This window comes from Variovorax sp. OV329 (genome assembly GCF_900114785.1).
Lineage (GTDB): Bacteria > Pseudomonadota > Gammaproteobacteria > Burkholderiales > Burkholderiaceae_C > Variovorax.
Window position 1 is genome coordinate 38,995 of the sequence record NZ_FOUG01000008.1, and the last position, 25,584, is coordinate 64,578.

Below are 25,584 nucleotides of genomic sequence, written 5' to 3' on the forward strand. Positions count from 1 at the left end.
ATCAGGGTCGAGGCAGCGACGGCGCGGAGGTTCCTACGGATCACTTCTATTACTCCCTAAGCATTCATTTTTGTGATGGGGCAACGATGTTAAGCGAATCCTTGCGCCTGGACGACCGTGATAATTCCGTCATATCGAGGCCAGCGTCCTTCATTCCACGTGCCTGCAGCCCCCCTTTCCTCAAAGACCTTTCTCCAAAGCCCCAAGGCCTTGCTGCGTCTCTCGATCGCGGTCGCCGTGATCACCATCGTCCTCAAGGGCCTGGCGGCGTACGTGACGAACTCGATGGGCCTCATCTCCGACGCCCTGGAGTCCTTCGTCAACCTCGCCAGCGCCAGTTTTGCGCTGGGCATGGTCACCATTGCGGCGCGACCGCCCGACGAGGGGCATCCCTACGGGCATCACAAGGCGGAGTACTTCTCCTCGGGTTTCGAGGGCGTGCTCATCTTCGGCGCGGCCGCCGCCATCATCTGGTTCGGCGTGCTGCGCCTCATGAATCCGCAGCCGCTGGAGCAACTGGGCTGGGGGATGGGGCTGTCGGTGCTCAGCTCGGGCTTCAATGCGGTGCTGGCCCTCATGCTGTTCAGGGCAGCGGCGGCGCACCGCTCCATCGCGCTGGAGGCCGACGGGCGCCACCTGATGACCGACGTCTGGACCTCCGCCGGCGTGCTGGTCGCGGTGGCCGCCGTGGCCTTGACCGGATGGCTTTGGCTGGACCCGGCGATCGCCATCGTGGTGGGCCTGAACATCGTGCGCGAGGGTTTCAAGCTCGTCTGGCGTTCTTCGCAGGGCTTGATGGACGAGGCGCTGGAGCCCGAGTCGATCGAGGCGCTGCTGGCTGCGCTCGAGCGATTCCGGTCCGCCACCCCTGAGGGCGAGCGCGTGCGCTTCGACGACGTGGTCACACGCCGTGCGGGCCAGCGCCTTTTCGCGGACCTGCACATGCACGTGCCAGGCGACTGGACCCTGCAGCGCGCCGCCGGCCTGCGCGACGGCGTGGAGCAGGCCTTGATGGATGCGGTGCCCGGCCTGCGCGTCACCATCCAGCTGCTGCCATTGGGCATGGAGGCGCGTGCGGTGCTGCTGGAGAAGGAAGGCGCATGAAGGCAGTCGTTCAGCGTGTGCGCGAAGCGCGCGTGGAGATCGATGCCGAGGTGGTGGGCGCGATCGGCGCCGGCCTGATGGTGCTGGTGTGCGCCGAGCGCGGCGACAGCGAGTCGCAGGCCGACCGCCTGCTGGCCAAGCTGCTGAAGCTGCGCATCTTCTCCGACGAGGCCGGCAAGATGAACCGCAGCGTGCAGGACGTGAGGGGCGGCCTGCTGATCGTCAGCCAGTTCACCCTGGCGGCCGACCTCGGCGGCGGCAACCGGCCCAGCTTCGGCGGCGCGGCCGCGCCCGAGGAGGGGCGGCGGCTGTACGACTACTTCGTGCAGAAAGCGCGCGAGTCGCATCCGGTGGTCGCCACCGGCGTGTTCGCTGCCGACATGCAGGTGCACCTGGTGAACGACGGGCCGGTCACCATCCCGATGCAGATGAGCTGAGTTCAGGCGCGCCGCAGCGCCGCTTCCCACAGGACCTTGGGTTCTGCGTAGCGCATCACGGTCCGTTCTTCCAGGCCCACCCAGTTCCAGCCGTCGGCGAACATCCGGTCCACCTGCGGCCGGTCGAAGAATCGCTTGTCCCACCCATCGACATGCAGGAAGTCCGGGTCGTCGGGATCGATGCGAGGGTAGTCGCCCTGCGCGCCGTGGTGAACATCACGCACCGAGTTCAGCCGGCACAGCAGCAGCCCGCCGGGCTGGAGCGTGCGGCGGATTCGCGCCGCCATCTCCAGCGTCTGGGCCCAGTCGAAGTAGTGCAGCGAGAGGCTGGCCAGCACGGCGCCCACCTCGCCTGGCCCCTGTTCGCCGATGGGGAAAGGTGCGCGGATGTCCTGCTGGTGGAAGTCGGCACCCGCCGGCACGCGTTGGTGTGCCAGTTCGAGCTGCGCGGGCAGCAGCTCCAGGGCGACCACGCCCAGGCCGTTCGCGACCAGCACCTCGGTGTCGCGCCCAGTACCGCAGCCCAGTTCCAGCACCGGCGCACCGCCGGCCGAGTCGACGCTCTGGCGCAAGAGCGGCAGCCAGCGCGGCAGCCAGTCGTCGGGCGTGCCGGGCAGCGTCATGCTCAGTAGGGGTTGCGGATGCCGAGGCCGGCGAGGATATCGATCTCGCGCGCTTCCATCTCCTGCGCGTCTTCCTCGCCAGTCTCGTGGTCCCAGCCCTGCGCGTGCAGGGTGCCGTGCACCAGCAGGTGCGCGTAGTGCGCGGCCAGGGTCTTGCCCTGCTCCTTGGCTTCGCGCGCCACCACCGGCGCGCACAGCACCAGGTCGGCCATCACCAGGGGTTCCTGCGCGTAGTCGAAGGTGAGCACGTTGGTGGCGTAGTCCTTGCCGCGGAACTCGCGGTTCAGGCGCTGGCCTTCCTCGGCATCGACGATGCGCACGGTCATCTCGGCGTCGAGGTCCAGCGCGTGGCGGATCCAGCGCACGACGCTGTGCCGTGGCAAGGCGGTGCGGTGCCGCGCCAGTTGCGGAAACTGACCGAACTGCAGCGACAGGCTCAGGGCGCGAAGTGCCATGTTGACCCCTGTCCTTCAGGCGGCCGCGCGCGCCGCATCGCGCTTGCGTGCGCCGTCGTAGGCGTCGACGATGCGCGCCACCAGCGGATGGCGCACCACGTCGCTGCTGTTGAAGTGCGTGATGGCGATGCCCTTCACGCGGCGCAGCACGCGCTCGGCGTCGATCAGGCCCGACAGCTGGGTCTTGGGCAGGTCGATCTGGCTCACGTCGCCGGTCACCACTGCCTTGGAGCCGAAGCCGATGCGGGTGAGGAACATCTTCATCTGCTCGGGCGTGGTGTTCTGCGCCTCGTCCAGGATGACGAAGGCGTTGTTGAGCGTGCGCCCGCGCATGAAGGCCAGCGGCGCGATCTCCAGCGTGTTGCGCTCGAAGGCCTTGGTCACGCGGTCGAAACCCATCAGGTCGTACAGCGCGTCGTAGAGCGGGCGCAGGTAGGGGTCCACCTTCTGCGTCAGGTCGCCGGGCAGGAAGCCCAGGCGCTCGCCCGCTTCGACCGCCGGGCGCGTGAGCACGATGCGCTGCACGCTACTGCGCTCCAGCGCATCCACGGCGCTGGCCACCGCCAGGTAGGTCTTGCCGGTGCCGGCCGGGCCGATGCCGAAGGTGATGTCGTGGTTGGCAATGTTCTCCAGGTACACGCTCTGGTTGGGCGTGCGGGCGCGCAGGTCGGCGCGGCGCGTGGCCAGGGTGGCGCTGCCGTCGTCGGCCTCCCCCAGCGGCGTGTCGCCGGCGAGCGTGAGCTGCACCAGGCCGGCGTCCAGCGGGCGCCGAGCCATTTCATACAGCGCCTGCAGCACCTCCAAGGCGCGCTCGGCCTTGGGCTTGGGGCCGTCGATCTTGAAGTCTTCATGCCGGTGCGCGATCTTCACGTCCAGCGCTTCCTCGATGCGCCGCAGGTTGGCATCGAGGGGGCCGCACAGGTGCGACAGGCGGGTGTTGTTGGGCGGGGCGAAGGTGTGACGCAGAATCACGCGGTTTCCAATTCTTTCTATTCGCGGCACCCATGCACGACCAGCAGCGCTTGAATCATTGCAATCCGGGGCGTAAAGCCCCGCGGGGCCGGCTGGGCCGGGCCGCGGAGGCCGCCCCCTGGACGGGGTGCCCGAGCCACACGGGGTGGGCGAGGCTGGGAGGGTGCCAATGATAGGCAAATTGACCGGCACCCTGGCCGAACGCAATCCGCCCCAGGTGGTGGTGGACTGCAACGGCGTCGGCTACGAGGTCGACGTGCCGATGAGCACCTTCTACAACCTGCCGCAAGCCGGCGAGCGCGTCTCGCTGCTGACGCACTTCGTGGTGCGCGAGGACGCGCAGGTGCTGTTCGGCTTCGGCACCGCCGAGGAGCGCGCGGCCTTCCGCCAGCTCATCAAGATCTCCGGCGTGGGCCCGCGCACGGCGCTGGGCGTGCTCTCGGGCATGAGCGTGGCCGAGCTGGCGCAGGCCATCACGTTGCAGGAGACCGGGCGGCTGGTGAAGATCCCCGGCATCGGCAAGAAGACGGCCGAGCGCCTGCTGCTGGAGCTCAAGGGCAAGATCGGCGCCGACATCGGCGCGCCGGTGCATGCCGCCTCCGACTCGCAGGCCGACATCCTGCAGGCGCTCGTGGCCCTGGGCTACAGCGACCGCGAGGCCGCCGCCGCCCTCAAAGCCCTGCCCAAGGACGTGGCGGTGGGCGAGGGCATCAAGCTGGCGCTCAAGGCCCTGGCAAAGTAGCGCCCGACGATGAGCATCCAGACCGACGACTTCGCCCCGGCCCCGCAAAAGCGCGTGGTCTCCGCCGCCCCCGCCTCGCCCAACGAGGAGGCGATCGAGCGCGCCCTGCGCCCCAAGCTGCTCGACGAGTATGTCGGCCAGGCCAAGGTGCGCGAGCAACTGGAGATCTTCATCGGCGCCGCGCGCAAGCGCGAGGAGGCGCTGGACCACGTGCTGCTCTTCGGCCCGCCGGGCCTGGGCAAGACCACGCTCTCGCACATCATCGCGGCCGAGCTGGGCGTGAACCTGCGCCAGACCAGCGGCCCTGTGCTCGAAAAGCCCAAGGACCTCGCCGCGCTGCTGACCAACCTCGAGAAGAACGACGTGCTCTTCATCGACGAGATCCACCGCCTGTCGCCGGTGGTGGAGGAAATCCTCTACCCCGCGCTGGAGGACTACCAGATCGACATCATGATCGGCGAGGGCCCCGCCGCGCGCAGCATCAAGCTGGACCTGCAGCCCTTCACGCTGGTGGGCGCCACCACCCGCGCCGGCATGCTGACCAACCCGCTGCGCGACCGCTTCGGCATCGTGGCGCGGCTGGAGTTCTACACCGCCGAGGAGCTGGGGCGCATCGTCAAGCGCAGCGCCGGCCTGCTCAACGTGCCGACGGACGATGCCGGCAGCTTCGAGATCGCGCGCCGCTCGCGCGGCACGCCTCGCATCGCCAACCGCCTGCTGCGCCGGGTGCGCGACTATGCCGAGGTAAAGGGCGCCGGCCGCATCACCGAGGAGATCGCGCACAAGGCGCTGGCCATGCTGGACGTGGACCCGCAGGGCTTCGACCTGATGGACCGCAAGCTGCTCGAAGCCGTGATCCACCGCTTCGACGGCGGGCCCGTGGGCCTGGACAACATCGGCGCGAGCATCGGCGAGGAGTCCGGCACCATCGAGGACGTGATCGAGCCCTATCTCATCCAGCAGGGCTACCTGCAGCGCACGCCGCGCGGGCGCATCGCCACGCTGGCGGCGTACCGGCACCTGGGCGTGGCGCCGCCTCAGCGCGACAACAGCGACCTGTTCGGCGCCTGAGCCTCTTCTTCGCGTGCCGCGCCCGGCTGCGGCCGCACGCTGTGCCGCAGGATCAGCCACTGCGCGGCGTAGTAGGTCGACAGCACCCACAGCGAGGCCAGCGGCAGGGGTGACACGAAGCGGTTCAGGGCGAGCAGCGAGTCGCTCAGCATGAAGAAGAGCGCACCCAGCGCCACGGCCCGGGCTGCGCCGTCCTTCAGCACCGCCGCGCGCCCGATGGCCTGCGCTGCCATGCAGGCGATCACCACCACGTAGAGCGCCACCGGTACGCGCAGGCCGGCCGGCAGTCCCCCCGCCCACAGGAAGGCATACATTGCCCCGCCCACGCCCAGCGTCGCAGCCAGCGCCCACCTGCGCGGGAACAGGCCGACACCCTGGGTGAAGAGCGCGATGTAGAACAGGTGCGCCACCAGGAAGCTCGCCAGGCCCGGCACGAACAGGTGTGCGCCCAGCATCAGGAACACGTCGCCCGCCAGCGAGCCGGCGAGCCCCGCCAGCAGCAGCACGCCGAAGCGCCCGCCGGCCTGCGGTGTGCGCGACCGCCTCCAGGCGATCGCGATGCCGACGGCCAGCGCCAGCGGCTTGGTCACGAGGTGCAGCGGCGCGATGCCCAGCGCACCCGATGCGGTGGCCAGCGCGGCCGCATTGACGAAAACAACGTCGAGCACAGAGAGCCGCCCCTGCAGCAGCGCGCCGGTGGACCACAGCCCCACGCTCAGCACCGCCAGCCACACCAGCGTGGTCGGCATCGGCAGCACTTCGGCGAACCAGAGGAAGGCCACCGTGCCGCCCAGCAGCACCAGGAAGAGCAGGCCCGCGAAAAGCTGAACGGCGCCAGGCACCACGGGCTCGTAGCGCCGGACCTGCGCGATGTCGAAGGGCGGATGCGGGTCGCTGGCCGCGAGGTCGGCCGGCCGCCAGCCCGGCGGCTTGAACCAGATGCGCAGCTTGTCGCCCCAGTGCTTCGTGCGCCAGGCATCGCGGCCCAATGCCCAATACACCTCCAGGTTGGCCCACAGCGGGTCCCAACTGTCCAGCGGCTTGCGGGTGCCGTACACCGGCCGCTCGTCCTCTTCCTTGAAGCTGCCGAAGAGGCGGTCCCAGACGATCAGCACGCCGCCGTAGTTGCGGTCCACGTAGCGGTCGTTCACCGCGTGGTGCACCCGGTGGTTGGAGGGCGAGCAGAACCAGCGGTCGAACCAGCCCAGCTTGCCCACCTGCTCGGTGTGCACCCAGAACTGGTAGAGCAGGTCGATGAGCGCCACGACGCCGAAGACCAGCGGCGGCACGCCGGCCAGCGCCATGGGGATGTAGAAGATCCAGTCCAGCAGAAAGCCGCTGGAGGTCTGGCGCAGCGCGGTCGAGAGGTTGTAGTGCTGGCTCTGGTGATGCACCACGTGCGCGGCCCACAGCACCGCGCACTCATGGCTCATGCGGTGCTGCCAGTAGTAGCACAGGTCGTAGAACACCAGCGCCAGCAGCCAGCCGTACCACTGCATCCAGAAGTCGCTGGCCGGGAACAGCGCGAAGGCCGACCAGCAGGCGGTGTAGATGGCGATGCGCAGCAGGCTGCTGAGCACCCCGCCGATCTGGCTGAGCATGCCCAGTCCGATGCTGTTGACGGTGTCGGCCAGCCGGTAGGTGTCCTGCCCGGTGCCGCGGCGCGCGCGGATGCGCCCGATGAGGAATTCGATGCCGATCGAGATCAGGAAGATCGGCGTGGCGAGAACGATGACCTGGCCGGGACGCATGGGGCGGAATTGTCCGTTGCGCAAGGCGTGCCCGACAGTTGGTGCTCCTCATGGTTTGCCCCATGTGGCGCCGACCCGGCCGTAATTTCCTTACATGCGCCTTGTTAGACTTTCAAGGGTCCGCACCCACCTCCCCATGACCTTCCAAGGCCTCCGAATTGCCGGCCCTCGCTCAGGACCCTATGTCCTCGGCGAGCCTCTCGATGTGTTCGACGACCAGTTGCACCTGGGCCGGCTGAACCAGGTGAGCACCAGCCCGGACGGTGGCGAACTGCGCCTGGAAGACTTTCGCACCACCGACCTCAAGCGCCTGGGCACCTGGCGCACCGCGCGGCTGATCGTGGTGGAGGTGCTGAGCTTCTTCGTCGACCGCTACCCGGCCATCAGCGCCATCGGCATCGTGCTGAGCGCCGACATCGAGGCCTTCGAGGCGCAGGAAGAGGGCGCCACCCGACTGGCCGGCGCCCGCGCACGCATGCTGCAGAGCGTGGGCGTGCAGGACATCCAGGTCATGCCCCGGCCGCATCCGCGCCATGCCGCGCATTTCGTGGTGGGCGGCGTCTGGCTCTACAACCGCGACAACGCCCGCCTGCTGACCGATGTGCTGCAGGAAGAGCGCGCCGTGTACGCCGGGCGCCTGGCCGCCGTGCCGCCAGCCGAGCCACTGCCGCGCTCCATGCTCAGCCGCCTGCTGTCCAAGGACCGCGGATGAAGCGCGGCACGATCCCCACCGAATGAATCTTTTCGTCTCTCTCAAGTACCTGGTCGCGCTGGACGACCACCGCCACTTCGGCCGCGCCGCTCTGGCCTGCAGCGTCACCCAGCCGGCGTTGTCCAATGCCATCCGCGCGCTGGAGGTCAGCTTCGGCACCTCCATCGTCAAGCGCGGGCGCAACTTCGCCGGCTTCACGGTGGAAGGCGAGCGCATCCTGGCCAGCGGCCGCAAGATCCTGCGCGAGTACGAACTGCTGCAGCAGGACCTCCACAGCGGCAAGGACGCACCCTCCGGCAACCTGCTGATCGGCGCCGTGCCCACGGCAATGCCCATTGCGGCGCGCTTCGTCGCCATGCTGCAGGACCGGCACCCGGGCATCACGCCCACCTTGCGTTCGATGAGTTCCATCGAGCTGGAGACCGGGCTGGAGAGCCTCGCGCTGGACATGGGCCTGGGCTACACCGAGCGCATGGACAACAGCAACTCGGCGGTGCGCGTGATCCCGCAGTACACCGAGCACTACTTCCTCCTGCGCAAGGCGCCGCGCACCAGCGCGAAGCCGCAGGGCCTGCGCGTGGGCAAGCCGATGCGATGGGCCGACGCGGCCGCGCTGCCCTTGTGCCTGCTCAGCGCCGAGATGCACAACCGCAGCATCATCGACCGCGCCTTCGCCGAGGCGGGCGTGCAGCCGAAACCGGTGATCGAGACCAACTCCATCTCCACCCTGGCCCTGAGCGTGCGCGCTGGCCGGGTGTGCAGCGTGATGCCCGGTGCCCTGGTGGACGACGTGCAGGGCTACGACGACATCGAGGCGCTGCCACTGGTTTCGCCCAGCGTGGAAACCGCCATCTCCTTCCTGGTGCACGACACCAACCGCCCCTCGCGCACGCTGGAAGCTGCCCTGGCCTTCGCCGAAGACGCGGCCTGGACCCGCGAAGTCGCCAGTCACGCCGGCGCGCTGGAATCCTAGGGGTCTTCCCGCGGGGCGGGACTGCGCGGGCAAGGCCCCGCGCTCTCATCATTTCGGGAACGCATCGACCCATTCCCCGAATAAATTGGACCGCCTTGGCGGCCGTGCGCAGACTCCGCTCGAACCCCGACCCACGGGGGTGCGAACACGAAGAAGGAGTCTCACATGGACCTGGCCCGCGAACCCCGCCCGGCCGCCACCCCCGCGGTGCAGGAGGTGCTGGCGCGCCACGCGAACGAGGAGGGCGCGCTGCTGCCCATCCTGCATGAGCTGCAGGACCGCCTGGGCCATGTGCCGGCCGATGCCGTGCCGCAGATCGCGGATGCACTGAACCTCTCGCGCGCCGAGGTGCACGGCGTCATCACCTACTACCACCACTTCCGCAGCGAGCCGGCCGGCCGCCACGTGCTGCAGATCTGCCGTGCGGAAGCCTGCCAGTCGATGGGTGCGGATGCGCTGCTGTCCCATGCCGAGCTGCGCCTGGGCTGCGCCAGCCACAGCACCACCTCGGACGGCAGCTTCTCGCTGGAGCCGGTCTACTGCCTTGGCCTGTGCGCTTCCTCACCGGCGCTGATGCTCGACGGCGAGCCGCACGGCCGCGTCTCGGCGCGCGGGCTCGACGTGCTCGTCGCGCAAGCCAGGAGCGAGGCATGATCACCCGCCACGCCGCTGCGAAGGGTGCTCGCACCGCAGTGCAAAGCACGGAGGTCCTCCGATGAGCGCCGCCGTCATCTACGTGCCGCGCGACTCCGCCGCGCTGGCCGCCGGCGCCGAGCGGGTGGCTCGCCGCATCGCGGAGGAAGCGTCCGCGCGCGGCGTCAAGATCCGCATGGTGCGCAACGGCTCGCGCGGCATGTTCTGGCTGGAGCCGCTGGTGGAGGTGGCGACGCCGGCCGGCCGCGTGGCCTACGGTCCGGTCACGCCGGACGACGTCGCGGGCCTCTTCGATGCGGGCTTCCACCTGGGCCGTGCGCATCCGCTGAAACTCGGCCTCACCGACGAGATCCCCTACCTGAAGAAGCAGGAGCGCCTGGTCTTCGCCCGCATGGGCATCACCGACCCGCTCTCCATTTCGGACTACGAGGCGCACGAGGGTTTCGCCGGCCTGCGCGCGGCGCTGCGGATGTCGCCCGAGCAGATCGTGCAGCAGGTGCTCGACTCGGGCCTGCGCGGTCGTGGCGGCGCGGCCTTCCCCGCGGGCATCAAGTGGAAGACGGTGGCCGGCACGCAGGCCGCGCAGAAGTACGTGGTGTGCAACGCCGACGAAGGCGACTCGGGCACTTTTTCCGACCGCATGACCATGGAGGGCGACCCCTTCGTGCTCATCGAGGGCATGACCATTGCCGGCATCGCCACCGGCGCGACGCGCGGCTACATCTACGTGCGCTCCGAATACCCGCATGCCATCGCTGTGCTGAACGAGGCCATCGCCAAGGCCGAGGCCGCCGGCTACCTGGGCGACGACGTGCTGCACTCGGGCCACGCCTTCAGGCTCGAAGTGCGCAAGGGCGCCGGCTCCTACGTGTGCGGCGAAGAGACAGCGCTGCTGGAAAGCATCGAGGGCAAGCGCGGCGTGGTGCGCGCCAAGCCGCCGCTGCCGGCCATCCAGGGCCTGTTCGGCCGGCCCACGCTCATCAACAACGTGATCACGCTGGCCAGCGTGCCGATCATCCTGTCGCGCGGCGCGCCCTTCTACAAGAACTTCGGCGTGGGCCGCTCGCGCGGCACGCTGCCCATGCAGCTGGCCGGCAACATCCGCTTCGGCGGCCTGGTGGAAAAGGCCTTCGGTGTCACCCTGCGCGAGCTGCTGGAGGATTTCGGCGGTGGCAGCGCCAGCGGCCGGCCCATCAAGGCGGTGCAGTTCGGCGGCCCGCTCGGTGCCTACATGCCCGAGAGCCAGTTCGACCTTCCGGTGGACTACGAGGCCTTCGCGGCGGTGGGTGCCACGGTCGGCCATGGCGGCCTGGTGGTGCACGACGACACGGCCGACCTCTCGAAGATGGCGCGCTACGCGATGGAGTTCTGCGCCATCGAGTCCTGCGGCAAGTGCACGCCCTGCCGCATCGGCTCCACCCGCGGCGTAGAGGTCATCGACCGCATCCGCGCCGACCAGAACCGGGCCCAGCAGGTCATCCTGCTGCGCGACCTGTGCAACACCATGGTCAACGGCTCGCTGTGCGCCATGGGCGGCATGACGCCCTTCCCGGTGCTGTCGGCGCTCAAGCACTTCCCCGGGGACTTCGGCATCGCGGCACCCGAGCGCCAGGCCGCCTGACAACAAGAAGGACATTCACGATGCTCGACCACCTCAAGGAAATCGACTACGGCACCCCGGCACGCGAGTCGGAGCGTGAAGTCACGCTGGAGATCGACGGCCAGGAAGTCACCGTGCCCGCGGGCACCTCGCTGATGCGTGCGGCCGTGGACGCCGGCGTCCGCGTGCCCAAGCTCTGCGCCACCGACAGCCTGGAGCCCTTCGGCTCCTGCCGACTGTGCCTGGTGGAGATCGAGGGCCGCCGCGGCTACCCGGCCTCGTGCACCACGCCGGCCGAGCCGGGCATGAAGGTGCGCACCCAGTCGCCCGCGCTGCAGGACCTGCGCAAGGGCGTGATGGAGCTCTACATCTCCGACCATCCGCTGGACTGCCTGACCTGCTCGGCCAACGGCGACTGCGAGCTGCAGGACATGGCCGGCGTGACCGGCCTGCGCAACGTGCGCTACGGCACCGATGGCGCCAACCACCTCAGGAGCCAGAAGGACGAGTCCAACCCGTACTTCACCTACGACCCTTCGAAGTGCATCGTCTGCAACCGCTGCGTGCGTGCCTGCGAGGAAACGCAGGGCACCTTCGCGCTGACCATCAGCGGCCGCGGCTTCGACTCGCGCGTGTCGCCGGGGCAGGACCAGCCCTTCATGGAATCGGAATGCGTGAGCTGCGGTGCCTGCGTGCAGGCCTGCCCCACCGCCACGCTGCAGGAGAAGTCGGTGATCTGGCTGGGCCAGGCCGAGCACAGCGTCATCACCACCTGCGCCTACTGCGGCGTGGGCTGTGCCTTCAAGGCCGAGATGAAGGGCAACGAGGTGGTGCGAATGGTGCCGTGGAAGGACGGCAAGGCCAACGACGGCCACTCCTGCGTCAAGGGCCGCTTCGCTTGGGGCTACACCACGCACAAGGACCGCATCCTCAAGCCCATGGTGCGCGCCAAGATCACCGACCCGTGGCGCGAGGTGAGCTGGGAAGAAGCCATCGGCCACGCCGCCAGCGAGTTCAAGCGCCTGCAGGCCAAGTACGGCCGCGAATCGGTGGGCGGCATCACCTCCTCGCGCTGCACCAACGAAGAGACCTACCTGGTCCAGAAGCTGGTGCGCGCCGCCTTCGGCAACAACAACGTCGACACCTGCGCCCGCGTGTGCCACTCGCCCACCGGCTACGGCCTGAAGCAGACCCTGGGCGAGTCGGCCGGCACGCAGACCTTCAAGTCGGTGGAGAAGGCCGACGTGGTGATGGTGATCGGCGCCAACCCCACCGACGGCCACCCGGTGTTCGCCTCGCGCATGAAGAAGCGCCTGCGCGAGGGCGCCAAGCTCATCGTCGTGGACCCGCGCCGCATCGACCTGGTGAAGTCGCCGCACGTGCAGGCCTCGCACCACCTGCAGCTGCGCCCCGGCACCAATGTGGCGGTGGTCAATGCGCTGGCGCACGTGATCGTCACCGAGGGCCTGGTGGCCGAGCAGTTCGTGGCTGAGCGCTGCGACCCGCTGTCCTTCTCGCAATGGCGCGAGTTCGTGGCCCGCCCTGAGAACGCGCCCGAAGCCACCGAGCCGCTCACCGGCGTGCCGGCCGCCGAGCTGCGCGCCGCCGCGCGCCTGTTCGCCACCGGCGGCAACGCCGCCATCTACTACGGCCTGGGCGTGACCGAGCACAGCCAGGGCTCGACCACGGTGATGGGCATCGCCAACCTGGCGATGGCCACCGGCAACGTGGGCCGCGAGGGCGTGGGCGTGAACCCGCTGCGCGGCCAGAACAACGTGCAGGGCTCCTGCGACATGGGTTCCTTCCCGCACGAGCTGCCGGGCTACCGCCACGTGTCCGACAGCACCACCCGCGAGCTGTTCGAGTCGGCGTGGAACGTGGAGATCAGCCCCGAGCCGGGCCTGCGCATTCCCAACATGTTCGACGCCGCCGTCGGCGGCACCTTCAAGGGCATCTACTGCGAGGGCGAGGACATCGTGCAGTCCGACCCCAACACGCAGCACGTGGCCGCGGCGCTGATGGCCATGGAATGCGTGGTGGTGCAGGACCTGTTCCTCAACGAGACCGCCAAGTACGCCCACGTGTTCCTGCCGGGCTCCTCCTTCCTGGAGAAGGACGGCACCTTCACCAACGCCGAGCGCCGCATCTCGCGCGTTCGCAAGGTGATGCCGCCCAAGGCCGGCTATGCCGACTGGGAAGTCACGGTGAAGCTGGCGCAGGCCCTGGGCTACCCCATGGACTACGCCAACCCGGAAGAAATCATGGACGAGATCGCCGTGCTCACGCCCAGCTTCCACGGCGTGAGCTACGCCAAGCTGGATCGCCTGGGCAGCGTGCAGTGGCCCTGCAACGAGGACGCGCCCGAGGGCACGCCCACCATGCACATCGACGCCTTCGTGCGCGGCAAGGGGCGCTTCATCATCACGCAGTTCGTGGCCACCGACGAGAAGGTCACGCGGCGCTTCCCGCTGCTCCTCACCACCGGCCGCATCCTGTCGCAGTACAACGTGGGCGCGCAGACCCGCCGCACCGACAACAACCAGTGGCACAGCGAGGACCGGCTGGAAGTGCACCCGCAGGACGCGGAGGACCGCGGCATCAAGGACGGCGACTGGGTGGGCATCCAGAGCCGCGCCGGCGAGACGGTGCTGCGCGCCACGGTCTCGCAGCGCATGCAGCCGGGCGTGGTCTACACCACCTTCCACTTCCCCGAGTCGGGCGCCAACGTCATCACCACCGACAACTCCGACTGGGCCACCAACTGTCCCGAGTACAAGGTGACCGCGGTGCAGGTGATGCCGGTGATGCAGCCCTCCACCTGGCAGCGCGAGTACAGCCGCTTCAACCAGGTGCAGCAGGAACTGCTGGAAGCGCGCAACGCACCGGTCGCCGAAGCCGTGACCGGCAAGTGAGGAGGAAGGCATGAGCACCACGACGACCAAGCCTCAGGACTTCATCGCCCAGGCCGTGGCCTTCTGCGAGGGCGCGCGCTCGCTGCCGGTGCGCGGCGTGCGCGCCGGCCGGGAGTTCGCCGTGCACGACTGGGTCGCCGACGAGGTGCCCGTCGCGCTGGAATACAACGGCATCTCGCATGCGGTGATGCTGGCCACGCCGCTGGACCTGGAGGACTTCGCGCTGGGCTTCTCGCTGAGCGAAGGCATCCTGGACGCGCCGCACGAGCTGTACGCGGTGGACGAGGTGCCGTCGGAACTGGGCATCACGCTGCGCCTGCACGTGGCCAGCGGCGCCTTCGCGCGCCTCAAGGACCGGCGCCGCGGCATGGCCGGGCGCACCGGCTGCGGCCTGTGCGGCACCGAGAGCCTGGCGCACGTGGCGCGCGACCTGCCGGTGCTGGTGGATGGTGCGCCGCTGTCGCGCGATGCCATCAGTCGCGCCATGTCGCAGTTCTGCGCGCTGCAGACGCTGCAGCAGGCCACCGGCGCGGTACATGCCGCCGCCTGGTGCTCGGCCGAGGGCGAGGTGATGTGGCTGCGCGAGGACGTGGGCCGGCATAACGCGCTGGACAAGCTGATCGGCGCGCTGGCCGCGCAGGACGTGGATGCCTCCACCGGCTTCATCGCCGTCACCAGCCGGGCCAGCTTCGAGATGGTGCAGAAGACCGCGATGGCTGGCGTGCCGCTGCTGGCAGCGGTTTCCGCGCCGACGTCGTTCGCCGTCGCGACGGCCCAGCGGGCCCGCATGACGCTGGTGGGCTTCGCTCGCCAGCAGGACCTGGTGGTGTACTGCGACAGTGGCCGCCTCAGCCTGGAAGGCCAGCAGCAGCAACAACAACAGCAACAGGAGAGCCGCCATGCACGCTGACAACCTGGTGCGCATGGTCAACCAGATCGGCACCTTCTTCGAGGCCATGCCCGACCGCGCCGCGGCGCTGGAAGAGATGGCGCAGCACCTGCGCCGCTTCTGGGAGCCGCGCATGCGCGAGCAGCTGATGGCGCACGTGGACGCCAGCGGCGACGGCCTGTCGAACATGGCGGCCGAGGCCATCGCCCGGCACCGTTCGCAGATTCTCTAGCGCGCCGCCGGAATGCCCTGGGCGATGCGCTCGGCCATGTAGGGGTAGAAGGGGTTCGACAACAGCCGCGCCAGCGACTCCTGGCTCACGACCAGCGCACCCCGTTCCCCGCGCAGCGCCATGGCACCCAGGTTCACGCCGAACTCGTTGTTCCCGCCTGGGCGCAGGCCGTAGAGCGGGTCGTCGATCGGGAAGGGCAGTGCCAGGTGCGAGAGCGAGAACACCTCGGCCGGGAACTCCAGCGCCAGCGGCCGCGTGCTGGCCTTGCTGGCGCCGGCGGGCAGCGTGCGCTCCAGCACCTGCCCGGTGTCCGGCGAGACATTGGTGATGACCGTGGAGCGAAAGCGCAACGGCGGCGCGGGCAGCACATGCTCGAACTGCAGCGTGCTGCTGTCGCTGAGCAGCAGGCGGAAGCTGGCGCTGCGGTTCAGGTCGAAGAGCACCAGCTCGCTGCCGTTGTCCGGCAGCCGCGCATAAAGGTCGGTGACGATGGCCCGCGTGATCACCGTGAAGTCCACCAGGGACTGGAAGGTGAGGATGGGCGGCAGCTGCGCGAGCTTGCCTGCTTGCTCCTCGCGCAGCATGTGTGCGCGCAGGTCGCGCGTGAGCAGCGAGGACTGACGCGCGCCGTTCACCGGAAAGGAGTTGTACTTGAAGGGGTTGAACTCCGGCACGATGCCCAGCCACGCCGCGCTGGCGAAGGCGGGCAGCACCGCGGGCCAGCCCAGCACGCCGGCGAAGCGCGAGGCTTCGGTGATGCCGATCATCGGCGCGATCAGCACGACGCGCGCCGGCCGCGCGAGCTGCGGGTCGTCCAGCGCATCCAGCGCGTACTTCATCGCCAGCGCGCCGCCGTTGGAGAAGCCCACCAGGTGCAGCGGCAGCGGCGCCGGCGCCAGGCGGCGGGCCTCGCGCACCGCCAGGCGCGTGGCCTCGGACCAGTCTTCCCATTCGACATGCGTGAGGCCGCCCGGCACGGTGCCGTGGCCGGGCATGCGGATCGCCACCGCAACGAAACCACGCTCGCGGTACATCCGCGCGATGTGCCGCAGGCTGTAGGGCGAGTCGGTGAGGCCGTGAAGCATCACGACCGCGCCGCGCGGCGGGCCGTCGGGCTGGAGCACGTAGGAGCGGTTCCAGTCCTGCGCCAGGCGCCCCGGGTAGATGGGGCTGCCTTCGAAATAGCGGTTGGCGGGCACCTGCGCCTCGGGCGGGAGGCGGCCGCCGACCTCGGACCGCACCTCGTCGAACACCGCCTGCTCGGCCGCGAGCCAGGCTGGCCAGTCGGCCTTGCGCAGTTCGCCGCGCGTCAGTTCGTGCGGCACCACCTTGTGCCACAGCTGCAGGGGCGGGCCGCGCTGCATGTCGTAGGTCCGCAGCGCAATCGCGCTGGCGGCCACGATGAGGACCACCAACAACGACCACTTCAACAATCGAAGAACCATGGAGATCACGTCGGCTCCTGCAATTCGGACGAAGATTGTGTGAAGCATTCTGCCAATCGCCGCTGCAATGGCGATGGCGGATCGGTGCAGCCGGCGCTTCGGCACCTATGATCGATGCGACGCTTCCTGGCCCCGGCACGCAGCCAAGGGCGGCCGTCGAAGCGTCCTCCCCCCATGAGCGAGTTGACAGTCGATTTCTGGATGGCACTGAGCGTCATCCCCATGCTCGTCGCCCTGGCCATCTACATCTGGCTGTCATGGCGGTACGAGCGCGCACAACTGCGCGAGGCGTCGACTTACGAAGAAAGAGTTCAGGCCTTGCGCGAATCGATCGAGGCCTCCCTGGCTGCGCGAGGACAGCAGGACATGGCGGACACCCGTCGCTAGCGAGACCCACTGGCGCCAAAGTAAGAAGAACGCCTTGCAGACATCGCGCGCAGCGCAACGTATCCTGAGAATTGAGCGGCATGGGCCTCGCACGGGCTCCTGCACATCGGCGCGAGCCCTGCGACCCACGCGAGCCCAGGCTGCCCCGCGAGAGCAAGACAAATGAACCACGACACAACGGCAGCGGCCGACCCGCGGCGGGCCGCCGTCCCCAGGCGCACGCGCAGCCGTCTGCTGATCGAGCGCACGGGGCTGATGGCGCGCCTGGACGCGGCATCGCAGCGACGCTGCGTCGTCATCGACGCCCCGGCGGGCTACGGCAAGACCTCCCTGTTGCTCGCATGGCAGCGCCAGTTGGTCGGCAGCGGCACCGACGTCGGTTGGCTCGCGCTGGCGCCGGGCATGCATGCGGCCGCCTGCGTGCAGGCGCTGCTGGGAGCCTTCGCCTCCGTCGACCGCAGCATATCCACGCAGGCCAGGGAAGAAGCGATGGGCGGGCTGCAGCCCGACGGCCTGGAGCGCGTTGTCATCGCGCTGGTGCACGGCCTCGCGGCGCACGGCCGGCCCATGGTGCTGGTCGTCGACGACGCACAGCATGGCACCGATCCGGGCGTGCGCCAGATCTTCCAGCTGCTGCTTGAATACGCGCCGTCGTCCCTGCGCCTGGCTCTTGCCACCCGTGGCGGCATGCTGCCGCTGACGCTCGCGCGCGAGCGTGCGCAGGGGCAGGTACTGGACCTGGACCGCGAGGCGCTGCGCTTCTCGCGCGCCGAGACGGCGCTTTTCCTGGCGGAACGCCTTCTGCAGGTCGACGCCCATCAGGCCAACATGCTGCACGAGCTCAGCGAAGGCTGGGCCATGCCGCTGCAGCTGTTGTCGGCGCAGTGCCGGCAGCGCCGCGCCGCGGCGGCCAAGCTGGCCGATGGCCTGCACGAGGCCGACGAGCGCATCGCCGCCTTCTTCGACCAGCAGGTGCTGGCCGGCTTCGATTCGGCGCAGTTGCGCACCCTGGAATCGTGGGCCGGCGCCGCGGCGCTCAGCGTGTCGCTGTGCAGTGCCATTGCGGCGCCGAGCGTTTCCGTGGGCAGCGTGGCGACCGACCTGGCGCGCTTCCAATCGGCCGGCCTGCTGTCGCCGGCGGGGCCGCAGGCCGGGGACGGCTGGTGGCGCATGAACCCGCTGGCGCGCGGCCTGCTGCGCAGCCGCTTCGTATCGCGCAGCGTTGAAGAGCGGCAGCGCGTCCACATGAGCGCATGGCACTGGTTCGCCCTGCGCAACCTGCACCACGAGGCGACCCGCCATGCGCTGCTGGCCGGCGACCTGCAAAGCGCCGCGCAGATGGCGGATCGCGGGGCGCGGCTGCTCTTCGCCAAGGGCGATATCCGCGCGCTGGTGGCACTGGTGCGGCAGCTGCCGCCCGAGCTGCGCGAGGCCCACGCGGCGCTGCGGCTGTGGCTGGCGTGGATCGCACTGTGCGAGCGCCGCTTCGAGGATTGCGAGCGCGTCATCGCCCAGGTCGAGGCCGAGCACGGGGGCGATCCGGTCATGCACTACCGGCTCACCCTGCTGCGCAGCCTGTCGGCGGTGCTGCGCGACGACACCGCCGCAGCCGTCGTCCACCTGGACGAGCTGCTGCATCCGCCGGCCGGGGCGGATGCGATCGCGGTGGCCGGACGCCGCAACGTGCTGAGCTGGCTGTTCCTGCACCTGGGCGAGCATGAGCGCGCACGCACCATCCAGCAAGAGGGCGCGGCGCCGCTGCTCGATGGAGAGCCCATCGTGGGCACCATCTTCGGCTCGCTGGTCGGGCGAACCATGGTCGGCATGTCCCATGCGGTGCAAGGCGACATGCGGGAGGCCGAGGAGCACTACCGCGCCGTGCTGGCCGAGGCGGGCGACCGCGGCAACTGCATGGAGGCCGTCTCGCTGGCGCAGCAGCTGCTGGTGGATGTGAGCTACGAGCGGCACGGCCCCGGCGAGGCGTCCCGCATGTTCGCCGGCCATGGCCCCAGCGAACAGCCGCTGATCCCCGATGCCACCGTGCGCATCGCGCTGGTGATCAGCCGCAGCCATGTGCTGGCGGGCCAGCTGCAGCAGGCGCACAAAGTGCTCGACGGCGCGCTGGAGCAGGCACGGCGCCTGAAGCTGGATCGCGCTGAGGCCTACCTGCTGCTGGACCGGTTGAAGATCCACCTGGCGGCCGACGAGCCGGAGGCGGCGCATATCTGCCTGCGCCGGCTCGACGCGCTGGGCGATCGCCATGCGCAGTCCTCGGCGGGCACGCATGGCGACGTGCCGGCGGTGGCCGAGCGCGTCCAGGTGCGCATGGCCATCCACGAGGGGCGCCTCGTCGAGGCGCGCGAGCGGTTGGTCATCCTCGTCGGCAGGACGCGAGAGCGCCGGCTGGGCCGCCGGCTCGCCTACCTGCTGGTGCAGTCGGCCGGCGTGGCGCGCAGCCTGGGCGACCGGCCGGCCTCGCAGGCCTTCATGCAGGAGGCGCTGGCACTGGCCCATCGCCTGGGGCTGATGCAGACACTGCTCGATGCGCATCCGCAGGCGCCGCGCCTGCTGCGCGAGGCGGCAGGGCAGCCGGGGCTGGATGCGCGGCTGGCCTTCCATGTCGAGCGCATCGAGGCCATGGCGGCCCGACAGCATCGCGCGGCAGACGGCCCGCCAGGCTGGGGGGCGGCCGCGGCGGGCGACGAGTCCCTGCTGACGCCGCGCGAGGCAGAGGTGGTGGCCCTGCTGCGCCAGGGCATGCCCAACAAGCGCATCGCACGCGCACTGGGGCTGTCGCTGGACACGGTGAAGTGGCACCTGAAGAACGTCTACCTCAAGCTCGGCGTGCACGGGCGGGACGACGTGGCGCCACGCCTGGGCGCCGTCGCCACGGGCTGACGGCCCAGCCCGGCCCGGATCGGTTTCCGGCACCACCCTTCGCGGGTGGGGTGATGGGGGAGGTGGCTGCCGATATCCAGGGCATGGGGCGTGGCCGCCGGAAATCCGGCAGGCGCCTTCTTCCAACTTCCTGAGACATCCACCATGTCCTTCATCTCGAACCTCAAGATCGGCGCGCGCCTCGGCCTGGGCTTTGGCCTCATGCTCGTCCTGCAGCTGCTGATCACCGGCATCGGCCTGCACCAGATGGCCGACCTGTCGGCGCGCATCGCCTACCAGACCTCGGTCAGTTCGGCCAAGCTGGACCTGCTGGACAACGCGCGTTTTGCCATCGGGACGCGCGCCGTGGCCGCGCGCAACCTGGCGCTCAAGAGCGATCCGGCGGCGCAGAAGGGCGACCTGGACCTGGTGGCAAGCTCCCAGCGCGAGATTGACCAGAGCCTGCGCGAGCTCGATTCGCTCATGCGCGTGCCGGGCAATGCCAGCGCCCAGGAACTGCGGATGCTGGATGAACTGAAGTCGCTGGAGACCCAGTACCTGCCCATTGCCACCCAGGTGGTCACCCTGGCCACCACGAAGCGCACCGAGGCCGCCATCGTCGCGCTGACGCTGGACTGCATGCCGCTGCTGAACCGGGTGATCGCCCACGTATCGGAGTTCGGCCGCGTACTCAAGAAGGGTGCTGACGACAGCGCGGCTTCGGCGCAGTTTGCCTACCAAAAGGCGCGCTGGCTCATGCTCGGCATCAGCGGCAGCGCCCTGGTCGGCGGCGTGCTGCTCGCGCTGTGGACCAGCCGCTCCATCACCCTGCCGCTAGGACAGGCCGTGTCGGTGGCGCAGCGCGTGGCCTCGGGCGACCTGTCGGCCCGCATCGAGGTGGCCGATCGCTCCGAGTCGGGCCTGTTGATGAACGCGCTGCGCGAGATGAACGAAGGTCTGGCCGTGGTGGTGGGCAAAGTGCGCGCCGGAACCGATTCCATCGCCTCGGCGTCCAGCCAGATCGCCGCCGGCAACCGCAACCTGTCGAGCCGTACCGAGGAGCAGGCCAACTCGCTGGAGCAGACCACCGTCTCGATGACCCAGCTCACCGGCACCGTGCGGCAGAACGCGGAGAACGCGCGCCAGGCCAATCAGCTGGCGGCCTCGGCCTCCGAGGTGGCGCTGCGCGGCGGCGCCGTGGTGGGCCAGGTGGTGCAGAAGATGGCCTCCATCAACAGTTCCTCGCGCAAGGTGGTGGAGATCATCAGCGTCATCGACGGCATCGCCTTCCAGACCAACATCCTGGCACTCAACGCGGCGGTGGAAGCGGCGCGCGCCGGCGAGCAGGGCCGCGGCTTCGCGGTGGTCGCATCGGAAGTGCGCTCGCTGGCGCAGCGCTCGGCGGCGGCGGCCCGGGAGATCAAGACGCTGATCGGCGAGTCGGTGCACCAAGTGGACGCCGGCAGCGCGCTGGTCAACGAGGCCGGCCAGACCATGCAGGAGATCGTCGGCAGCGTGCGCCGCGTGACGGACATCATGGCCTGCATCAGCTCGGCCAGCGAGGAGCAAAGTGCCGGCATCCAACAGGTGAGCGACGCCATCCGGCAGATCGACCAAGTGACGCAGCAGAACGCCTCGATGGTGGAGGAGGCTTCGGCCGCGGCCCATGCCATGCACGAGCAGGCAGGCGAACTGGTCGAGGCCGTACGCATGTTCAGGCTGGAAGGCGTCGACATGCGCCTCGCCTCGGCGTGACATTGGCGGAATCGACGTATCTACCACGCGCTTCCGACAACGCCTGCGGCGTGATGGCGACAAGCTGGGCCGCCGCGAGAACTAGTTCACGAAATTCGGCTGCGGGTTTTTACTTACGACCTAAAAGGTCGGTAAAATGGGATCGTGGCGCAGCGATGACGCAGCGCCCGCAACCCTCCAAGGACGCACACCCATGAACCGCACAGGCCCCATCGAAAGGCCCTCCTGACACAGGCCCGGTGAGCCGGTAGCCTAGCCCGCCGGACAGGAACTGCGCATCGCGCTCGTTCCCCCTGCGAAGCTGCACACCCCGCAGATCGAATCGCGCAGTGCGCGCGCGCCGGGCGATTCGCCTTCGCGCCGCGACCGGCATGCGCACCGATGCATCCGCCGCAGCCTTCGTGTGCTGCCGGCACCGAACTCACCACGCCCTCGAAGGCTGCCACCTCGTCTTCTCGACGAGCCACGCGAACGCAACCGACGTCGATGCATGCACCGCAGCTGAGTGCATGCGTGGGCGATGTTGCCCGGACCTGAAGAAGGACTCGAAATGAATGATGCCAATTCCGCAGAATGGCGCGAGGTTTCGCAGCTCATTCGCGAGCGTGCGGGCCACAAGTGCGAAACGTGCGGAGCCCCCCACGGCGCGATGGTCACGCTGGGCGTGCACGTCGGCGAGGCGAAGGCCGCGCCCGCGCAGCCGCAGCCCGCGTGGCTGGATCACTGGAACGGCAACGTGCGCGCACGCGCCGACGGTACGGTGCTGGATGGCGGTCGCTTCATCGCGCTGCAACGCCCCATGCAGGTGGCCCTGAAGCTGGCTCACGCCAACCACGAGCCGCAGGACCTGCGGCCGGAGAACCTGCGCGCCTTGTGCCAGTGGCACGACCTGCATCACCGCATGCAGGCGTCCGGCGCCGCCGTGGAGGACGCCGTGGCCGGATGACACCCGTTGGGGTGCGACCTAAAGGGTCGGTAGAATCCTCGGAATGTGGCGCGGCGACCTGCGCGGCGCCACGTACCTTCAAGGATGTCCACCCATGATTCCGCCAGGAATCACAGCCAGGCCTACGTGAACAAGACTGACGACGACGATAGGGCCAGGGCCCCCATGCGGATCACGCCTCCGGTGAACGACTACCGGCCACCCACGCCGCGCGACCTGCAGGTGCTCAAGGAGCAGTTCGGCCTCACGGCCTACGAGATGGCGCGCCTGTTCGCCGTCCAGCCGGAGCAGTGGCGAAAGCATACCGGCGGGCAGGCGCCGCGCGAGATCAGCGTGACGCGGGCCTTCTTCATGGCGGCCTTCCAGGTGCTCGACGACGAGGAGATCGAACGCGTGGTCGCCTACATGGCGAGCTTCGGCGCCAGCTGGAACATGGACGCCGAGCCGCCGCCGCGGGCCGACTCGCGCTACCGGCAGCGCAACGAAGCGTCCTGAGGCCGTTGACGCAGAGCGGGCGAAGAAGTCAGGGCGGTTTCCAAGGATTCAACGCGCGCAGGAACGCTGCCGCTCGATCCTTTTCGTCATCTGCTCGAGTTCATGCGTCATGCACATCGACTCGGCCATCGGAGCAAGCGATCCGCTGCCATAGTCCTTGGCGGCACCTTGCTTGCAACCCCTGGCACGGTCCGAGGCCCAACGAGCAGTGCTTGCTTCGAGGCTGGCCTTGCAGCCTGGCGACTGCTCGATCTTGCGGGCGACGGTGTGCTGAAGAACCAGGTCGGCCGCGACGACGTCGCGATACGCACATATGTTCATTGCGGATTGACTGGCATCGCACTTGCCCAGCAGTAGCTGCAGTTCGGTCTCTGGAATTCCGGAGCGTTTCTCCAGGGCCGCCAACACCTCCTGAACGCTGGGCTGGTATTGCGCGGAGAAACACGACGAGTTCGCGAAGACGAGGGCAACAAGAAGCGCAATTGAGGGGCGCTTCGTCGCGCAAGAGATTCGCACACTCGGCCGCATGCAGGCCGCGGCTTGAATGGCGCTGAGAATCGTTGGCGTCGGCGCTTTGCTTTCCTGTTTGGTCAAGCCAAAGAAAAAGCCCCGCAAGTCATGCACTTGCGGGGCTTTTCTGATTTTGGTGGCTCTTCACGGACTCGAACCGCGGACCTGTGGATTATGATTCCATCGCTCTAACCGACTGAGCTAAAGAGCCGAGCCCTAAATTATAGCCGTGTTTTGCATAGCCCGGCAAGCTGGCCCGGCAGCTCCCAATGAGGTGCCTTGCTTTCAGGGGACCAGGGCCATGCGCCCCAGCAGCCCCAGCACGGCCAGCGCGAGCACCAGGGTGCACATCTGCCAGAAAAACAGCGGGTGCCGTTGCGCCAGTGGAGGCACGCGTTCTCGGAGGAACTGCGGACCGGGCGCGCGCAGGTCGTGGACGAACTCGGAAACTGCTTCCTGTCGCCGCCCGGGCTCGGCTTGAAGGGCCTTGCGCAGCACGGCGTCCAGCCAGGCCGGCAGGTCCGGTCGCAGGTTGCGCAGCGGCTGGTAGCGGAGCCGGCGCAGCCCGGCCACGTTGCGCACCTGCGTCACCTGCAGGCCGTAGGGCAACTGGCCGCACAGCATCTGGTAGCTCAGCACGGCCAGCGAGAAGAGGTCGGATCGCTCGCCCACCGCGCCGCCCGAGAAGTACTCGGGCGCCGTGTACTGCAGCGATCCGGCGATGGCGGGCGCCGTGTCCGGCGAGCCCTCGGCCAGTCCGGCCACTCGCACCGCCGCGAAGTCGATGATCTTCACCGTGCCGGCGGCGTCGATCATCACGTTCTCCGGCCGCAGGTCCTGGTGCAGCATTTCCTTGCCGTGGAAGGCCGCCAGGCCTGCTCCCAGCTGCGCCACGATGCGGCGCACGCTGTCCAGGTCGGGCCGCGGATGGTCGGTCATCCACTGGGCCAGCGTCTGGCCCTGCACGTATTCCATGGCGACGTAGAGATGCCGGCGTGGGCGCTCGTCGGGCAGCGGACGCAGCACGTGCGGGCTGTTCAGCCGGCGCGCCACCCATTCCTCCAGCAGGAAGCCATCCAGGTGCGCCGCGTCCTCGCTCAGGTCCGTGGACGGCGTCTTGATCACCACCTGCCGCCCCGTGGCGTCGTCGACGGCCAGGTGCACGTGGCTGCGCGCGCTCACGTGAAGAGGCCGCACGATGGTGTAGCCCTCGAAGCACATGCGCGGCGCGAGCGGCGGCGGCAGCGCCAGCGATTCGCGCATCGACTGCAACTGCTGCGGGTCGCCCGGGGGCAAGGCGTCCACGCGCAGCAGCTGCACCGTCATGTCGTCGTCACTGCCGCGTAACTGCGCATGATCTGCAAGGGCCTGCGCGGCGGCGTCGAAGTCGCCGGGCCAGCGCGCCAATGCGGCCTGCACGGCCGCGGCGTCCAGCCCCGTGTAGGCGCCATCGGTGGCTAGCAGGTAGATGGCGCCGGCCTCGGCGGACAGGCACTGGTAGTCGATCTCCACGGCAGCGTTCACGCCCAGCGCGCGTCCCAGGTAGGACTCGGCACCGCCGAGGTGGACACGATGGTCCTCGGTCAGCCGCTCCAGCGCCGCCTCGTGCACGCGGTAGATGCGTGCGTCGCCCACGTGCAGCAGGTGCAACTCGCGTCCCTTGAGGATCAGTGCGCTGAAGGTGCAGACATGGCCGCGGTCCTTGTCGAAGCGCGCGTCGCCGCGCTGGTTCTGCGCATGCAGCCAGGAGTTGGTGGCCGCGAGCACGCGCTGCGCCGAGCGGCGCACTGACCAGGCGTCGGAGGTGGCGTAGTAGTCCTCCAGGAAGCCGCGCACTGCCGCCGCGCTGGCGACCTGGCTCACGGCGCTGGAGCCGATGCCGTCGGCCAGCGCCAGCGCGATGCCCTTGCTGTGCAGCAGCGCCCCACCCGGCAGCATCGCGCCGTGGAAGTCCTGGTTGACGCCGTGCCGGCCGGCGCGCGAGTGCTGGCCGAGCGTGATGCGCAGCGTCGTGTCGTCGACCTGGGTGCCCATGGGCGGCA

General features: G+C 69.2%; 23 protein-coding genes and 1 tRNA gene. 16 read left to right on the forward strand and 8 right to left on the reverse strand.

Annotated features, from left to right (window positions below):
• The first annotated feature begins 159 nt into the window (after positions 1–159).
• Positions 160–1,104, forward strand: coding sequence for a cation diffusion facilitator family transporter (locus tag BM345_RS15210; RefSeq protein ID WP_093380809.1), 945 nt, complete (start codon positions 160–162; stop codon positions 1,102–1,104).
• Positions 1,101–1,541, forward strand: coding sequence for a D-aminoacyl-tRNA deacylase (dtd, locus tag BM345_RS15215; protein ID WP_093380811.1), 441 nt, complete (start codon positions 1,101–1,103; stop codon positions 1,539–1,541). The genes BM345_RS15210 and dtd overlap by 4 nt, the downstream gene beginning before the upstream one ends.
• A 2-nt stretch (positions 1,542–1,543) precedes the next feature.
• Here dtd and BM345_RS15220 read toward each other — a convergent pair whose 3' ends face one another.
• From BM345_RS15220 to BM345_RS15230, 3 genes are read right to left on the reverse strand one after another with little or no spacing between them, the layout of a single operon-like run.
• Positions 1,544–2,164 (reverse strand): class I SAM-dependent methyltransferase, encoded by a 621-nt coding sequence (locus tag BM345_RS15220; protein ID WP_093380812.1) that lies wholly within the window; start codon positions 2,162–2,164, stop codon positions 1,544–1,546.
• A 2-nt stretch (positions 2,165–2,166) separates the two neighbouring features.
• The gene (gene ybeY, locus BM345_RS15225; RefSeq protein ID WP_093380814.1) at positions 2,167–2,619 is read right to left on the reverse strand and encodes an rRNA maturation RNase YbeY; all 453 of its coding nucleotides are present in this window, start codon (positions 2,617–2,619) and stop codon (positions 2,167–2,169) included.
• A gap of 15 nt (positions 2,620–2,634) precedes the next feature.
• A complete protein-coding gene (locus BM345_RS15230) occupies positions 2,635–3,591 on the reverse strand; it encodes a PhoH family protein (RefSeq protein ID WP_093380815.1) in 957 nt (318 codons plus the stop codon).
• A 169-nt stretch (positions 3,592–3,760) separates the two neighbouring features.
• Between BM345_RS15230 and ruvA the strand changes: the two genes are divergently transcribed.
• Positions 3,761–4,333, forward strand: a complete 573-nt coding sequence (ruvA, locus tag BM345_RS15235; protein WP_093380817.1) for a Holliday junction branch migration protein RuvA — start codon at positions 3,761–3,763, stop codon at positions 4,331–4,333.
• A 9-nt stretch (positions 4,334–4,342) separates the two neighbouring features.
• A complete protein-coding gene (gene ruvB / locus BM345_RS15240) occupies positions 4,343–5,404 on the forward strand; it encodes a Holliday junction branch migration DNA helicase RuvB (RefSeq protein ID WP_093380818.1) in 1,062 nt (353 codons plus the stop codon).
• On the opposite strand, the gene BM345_RS15245 is transcribed toward ruvB, so the two are convergent.
• On the reverse strand, positions 5,371–7,155 hold the full coding sequence (locus BM345_RS15245; RefSeq protein WP_093381143.1) for a lysoplasmalogenase family protein: 1,785 nt from the start codon (positions 7,153–7,155) through the stop codon (positions 5,371–5,373). The two genes, ruvB and BM345_RS15245, sit on opposite strands and share 34 nt — an antisense overlap.
• Before the next feature lie 136 nt (positions 7,156–7,291).
• On the opposite strand from BM345_RS15245, the gene BM345_RS15250 reads away from it, so the two are divergent.
• From BM345_RS15250 to BM345_RS15280, 7 genes are all read left to right on the forward strand, one after another.
• Positions 7,292–7,867 (forward strand): hypothetical protein, encoded by a 576-nt coding sequence (locus tag BM345_RS15250; protein ID WP_139237532.1) that lies wholly within the window; start codon positions 7,292–7,294, stop codon positions 7,865–7,867.
• Positions 7,868–7,889: 22 nt separating this feature from the next.
• A complete protein-coding gene (locus tag BM345_RS15255) occupies positions 7,890–8,840 on the forward strand; it encodes a LysR substrate-binding domain-containing protein (RefSeq protein WP_093380821.1) in 951 nt (316 codons plus the stop codon).
• A gap of 165 nt (positions 8,841–9,005) precedes the next feature.
• Entirely contained in the window at positions 9,006–9,494 is a 489-nt protein-coding gene (locus BM345_RS15260) for a formate dehydrogenase subunit gamma (RefSeq protein ID WP_093380823.1), read from the forward strand.
• 61 nt (positions 9,495–9,555) lie between these two features.
• The gene (locus BM345_RS15265) at positions 9,556–11,115 is read left to right on the forward strand and encodes a formate dehydrogenase beta subunit (protein ID WP_093380824.1); all 1,560 of its coding nucleotides are present in this window, start codon (positions 9,556–9,558) and stop codon (positions 11,113–11,115) included.
• Positions 11,116–11,135: 20 nt separating this feature from the next.
• Entirely contained in the window at positions 11,136–14,006 is a 2,871-nt protein-coding gene (fdhF, locus tag BM345_RS15270) for a formate dehydrogenase subunit alpha (RefSeq protein WP_093380826.1), read from the forward strand.
• A 10-nt stretch (positions 14,007–14,016) separates the two neighbouring features.
• Positions 14,017–14,916 carry a formate dehydrogenase accessory sulfurtransferase FdhD gene (fdhD, locus tag BM345_RS15275; protein WP_093380827.1) on the forward strand — a complete coding sequence of 300 codons (900 nt, stop codon included), beginning with the start codon at positions 14,017–14,019 and terminating at the stop codon, positions 14,914–14,916.
• Positions 14,906–15,127 carry a formate dehydrogenase subunit delta gene (locus BM345_RS15280; RefSeq protein WP_093380829.1) on the forward strand — a complete coding sequence of 74 codons (222 nt, stop codon included), beginning with the start codon at positions 14,906–14,908 and terminating at the stop codon, positions 15,125–15,127. Before fdhD ends, BM345_RS15280 begins: the two co-directional genes overlap by 11 nt.
• Here the strand turns inward: BM345_RS15280 and BM345_RS15285 are convergent.
• Positions 15,124–16,572, reverse strand: coding sequence for an alpha/beta hydrolase (locus tag BM345_RS15285; protein ID WP_093381145.1), 1,449 nt, complete (start codon positions 16,570–16,572; stop codon positions 15,124–15,126). The genes BM345_RS15280 and BM345_RS15285 overlap by 4 nt on opposite strands.
• A gap of 174 nt (positions 16,573–16,746) precedes the next feature.
• Here BM345_RS15285 and BM345_RS15290 point away from each other — a divergent pair, with 174 nt between their 5' ends.
• From BM345_RS15290 to BM345_RS15310, 5 genes are all read left to right on the forward strand, one after another.
• Positions 16,747–16,959, forward strand: a complete 213-nt coding sequence (locus BM345_RS15290) for a hypothetical protein (protein WP_093380830.1) — start codon at positions 16,747–16,749, stop codon at positions 16,957–16,959.
• Between the two features lie 162 nt (positions 16,960–17,121).
• Positions 17,122–19,857 carry a LuxR C-terminal-related transcriptional regulator gene (locus BM345_RS15295; protein WP_093380832.1) on the forward strand — a complete coding sequence of 912 codons (2,736 nt, stop codon included), beginning with the start codon at positions 17,122–17,124 and terminating at the stop codon, positions 19,855–19,857.
• Between the two features lie 144 nt (positions 19,858–20,001).
• The gene (locus tag BM345_RS30765; protein ID WP_093380834.1) at positions 20,002–21,591 is read left to right on the forward strand and encodes a methyl-accepting chemotaxis protein; all 1,590 of its coding nucleotides are present in this window, start codon (positions 20,002–20,004) and stop codon (positions 21,589–21,591) included.
• A gap of 550 nt (positions 21,592–22,141) precedes the next feature.
• A complete protein-coding gene (locus BM345_RS15305; protein WP_093380835.1) occupies positions 22,142–22,537 on the forward strand; it encodes a hypothetical protein in 396 nt (131 codons plus the stop codon).
• A 165-nt stretch (positions 22,538–22,702) separates the two neighbouring features.
• Positions 22,703–23,032, forward strand: a complete 330-nt coding sequence (locus tag BM345_RS15310) for a hypothetical protein (RefSeq protein ID WP_093380837.1) — start codon at positions 22,703–22,705, stop codon at positions 23,030–23,032.
• A gap of 48 nt (positions 23,033–23,080) precedes the next feature.
• Here the strand turns inward: BM345_RS15310 and BM345_RS30555 are convergent, their stop codons facing one another.
• From BM345_RS30555 to BM345_RS15325, 3 genes are all read right to left on the reverse strand, one after another.
• Positions 23,081–23,656, reverse strand: a complete 576-nt coding sequence (locus BM345_RS30555; RefSeq protein ID WP_254789749.1) for a lysozyme inhibitor LprI family protein — start codon at positions 23,654–23,656, stop codon at positions 23,081–23,083.
• A gap of 20 nt (positions 23,657–23,676) precedes the next feature.
• Positions 23,677–23,753: transfer RNA gene (locus BM345_RS15320), tRNA-Met, on the reverse strand.
• 74 nt (positions 23,754–23,827) lie between these two features.
• Entirely contained in the window at positions 23,828–25,576 is a 1,749-nt protein-coding gene (locus BM345_RS15325; RefSeq protein ID WP_093381148.1) for a bifunctional protein-serine/threonine kinase/phosphatase, read from the reverse strand.
• Positions 25,577–25,584 lie beyond the last annotated feature (8 nt).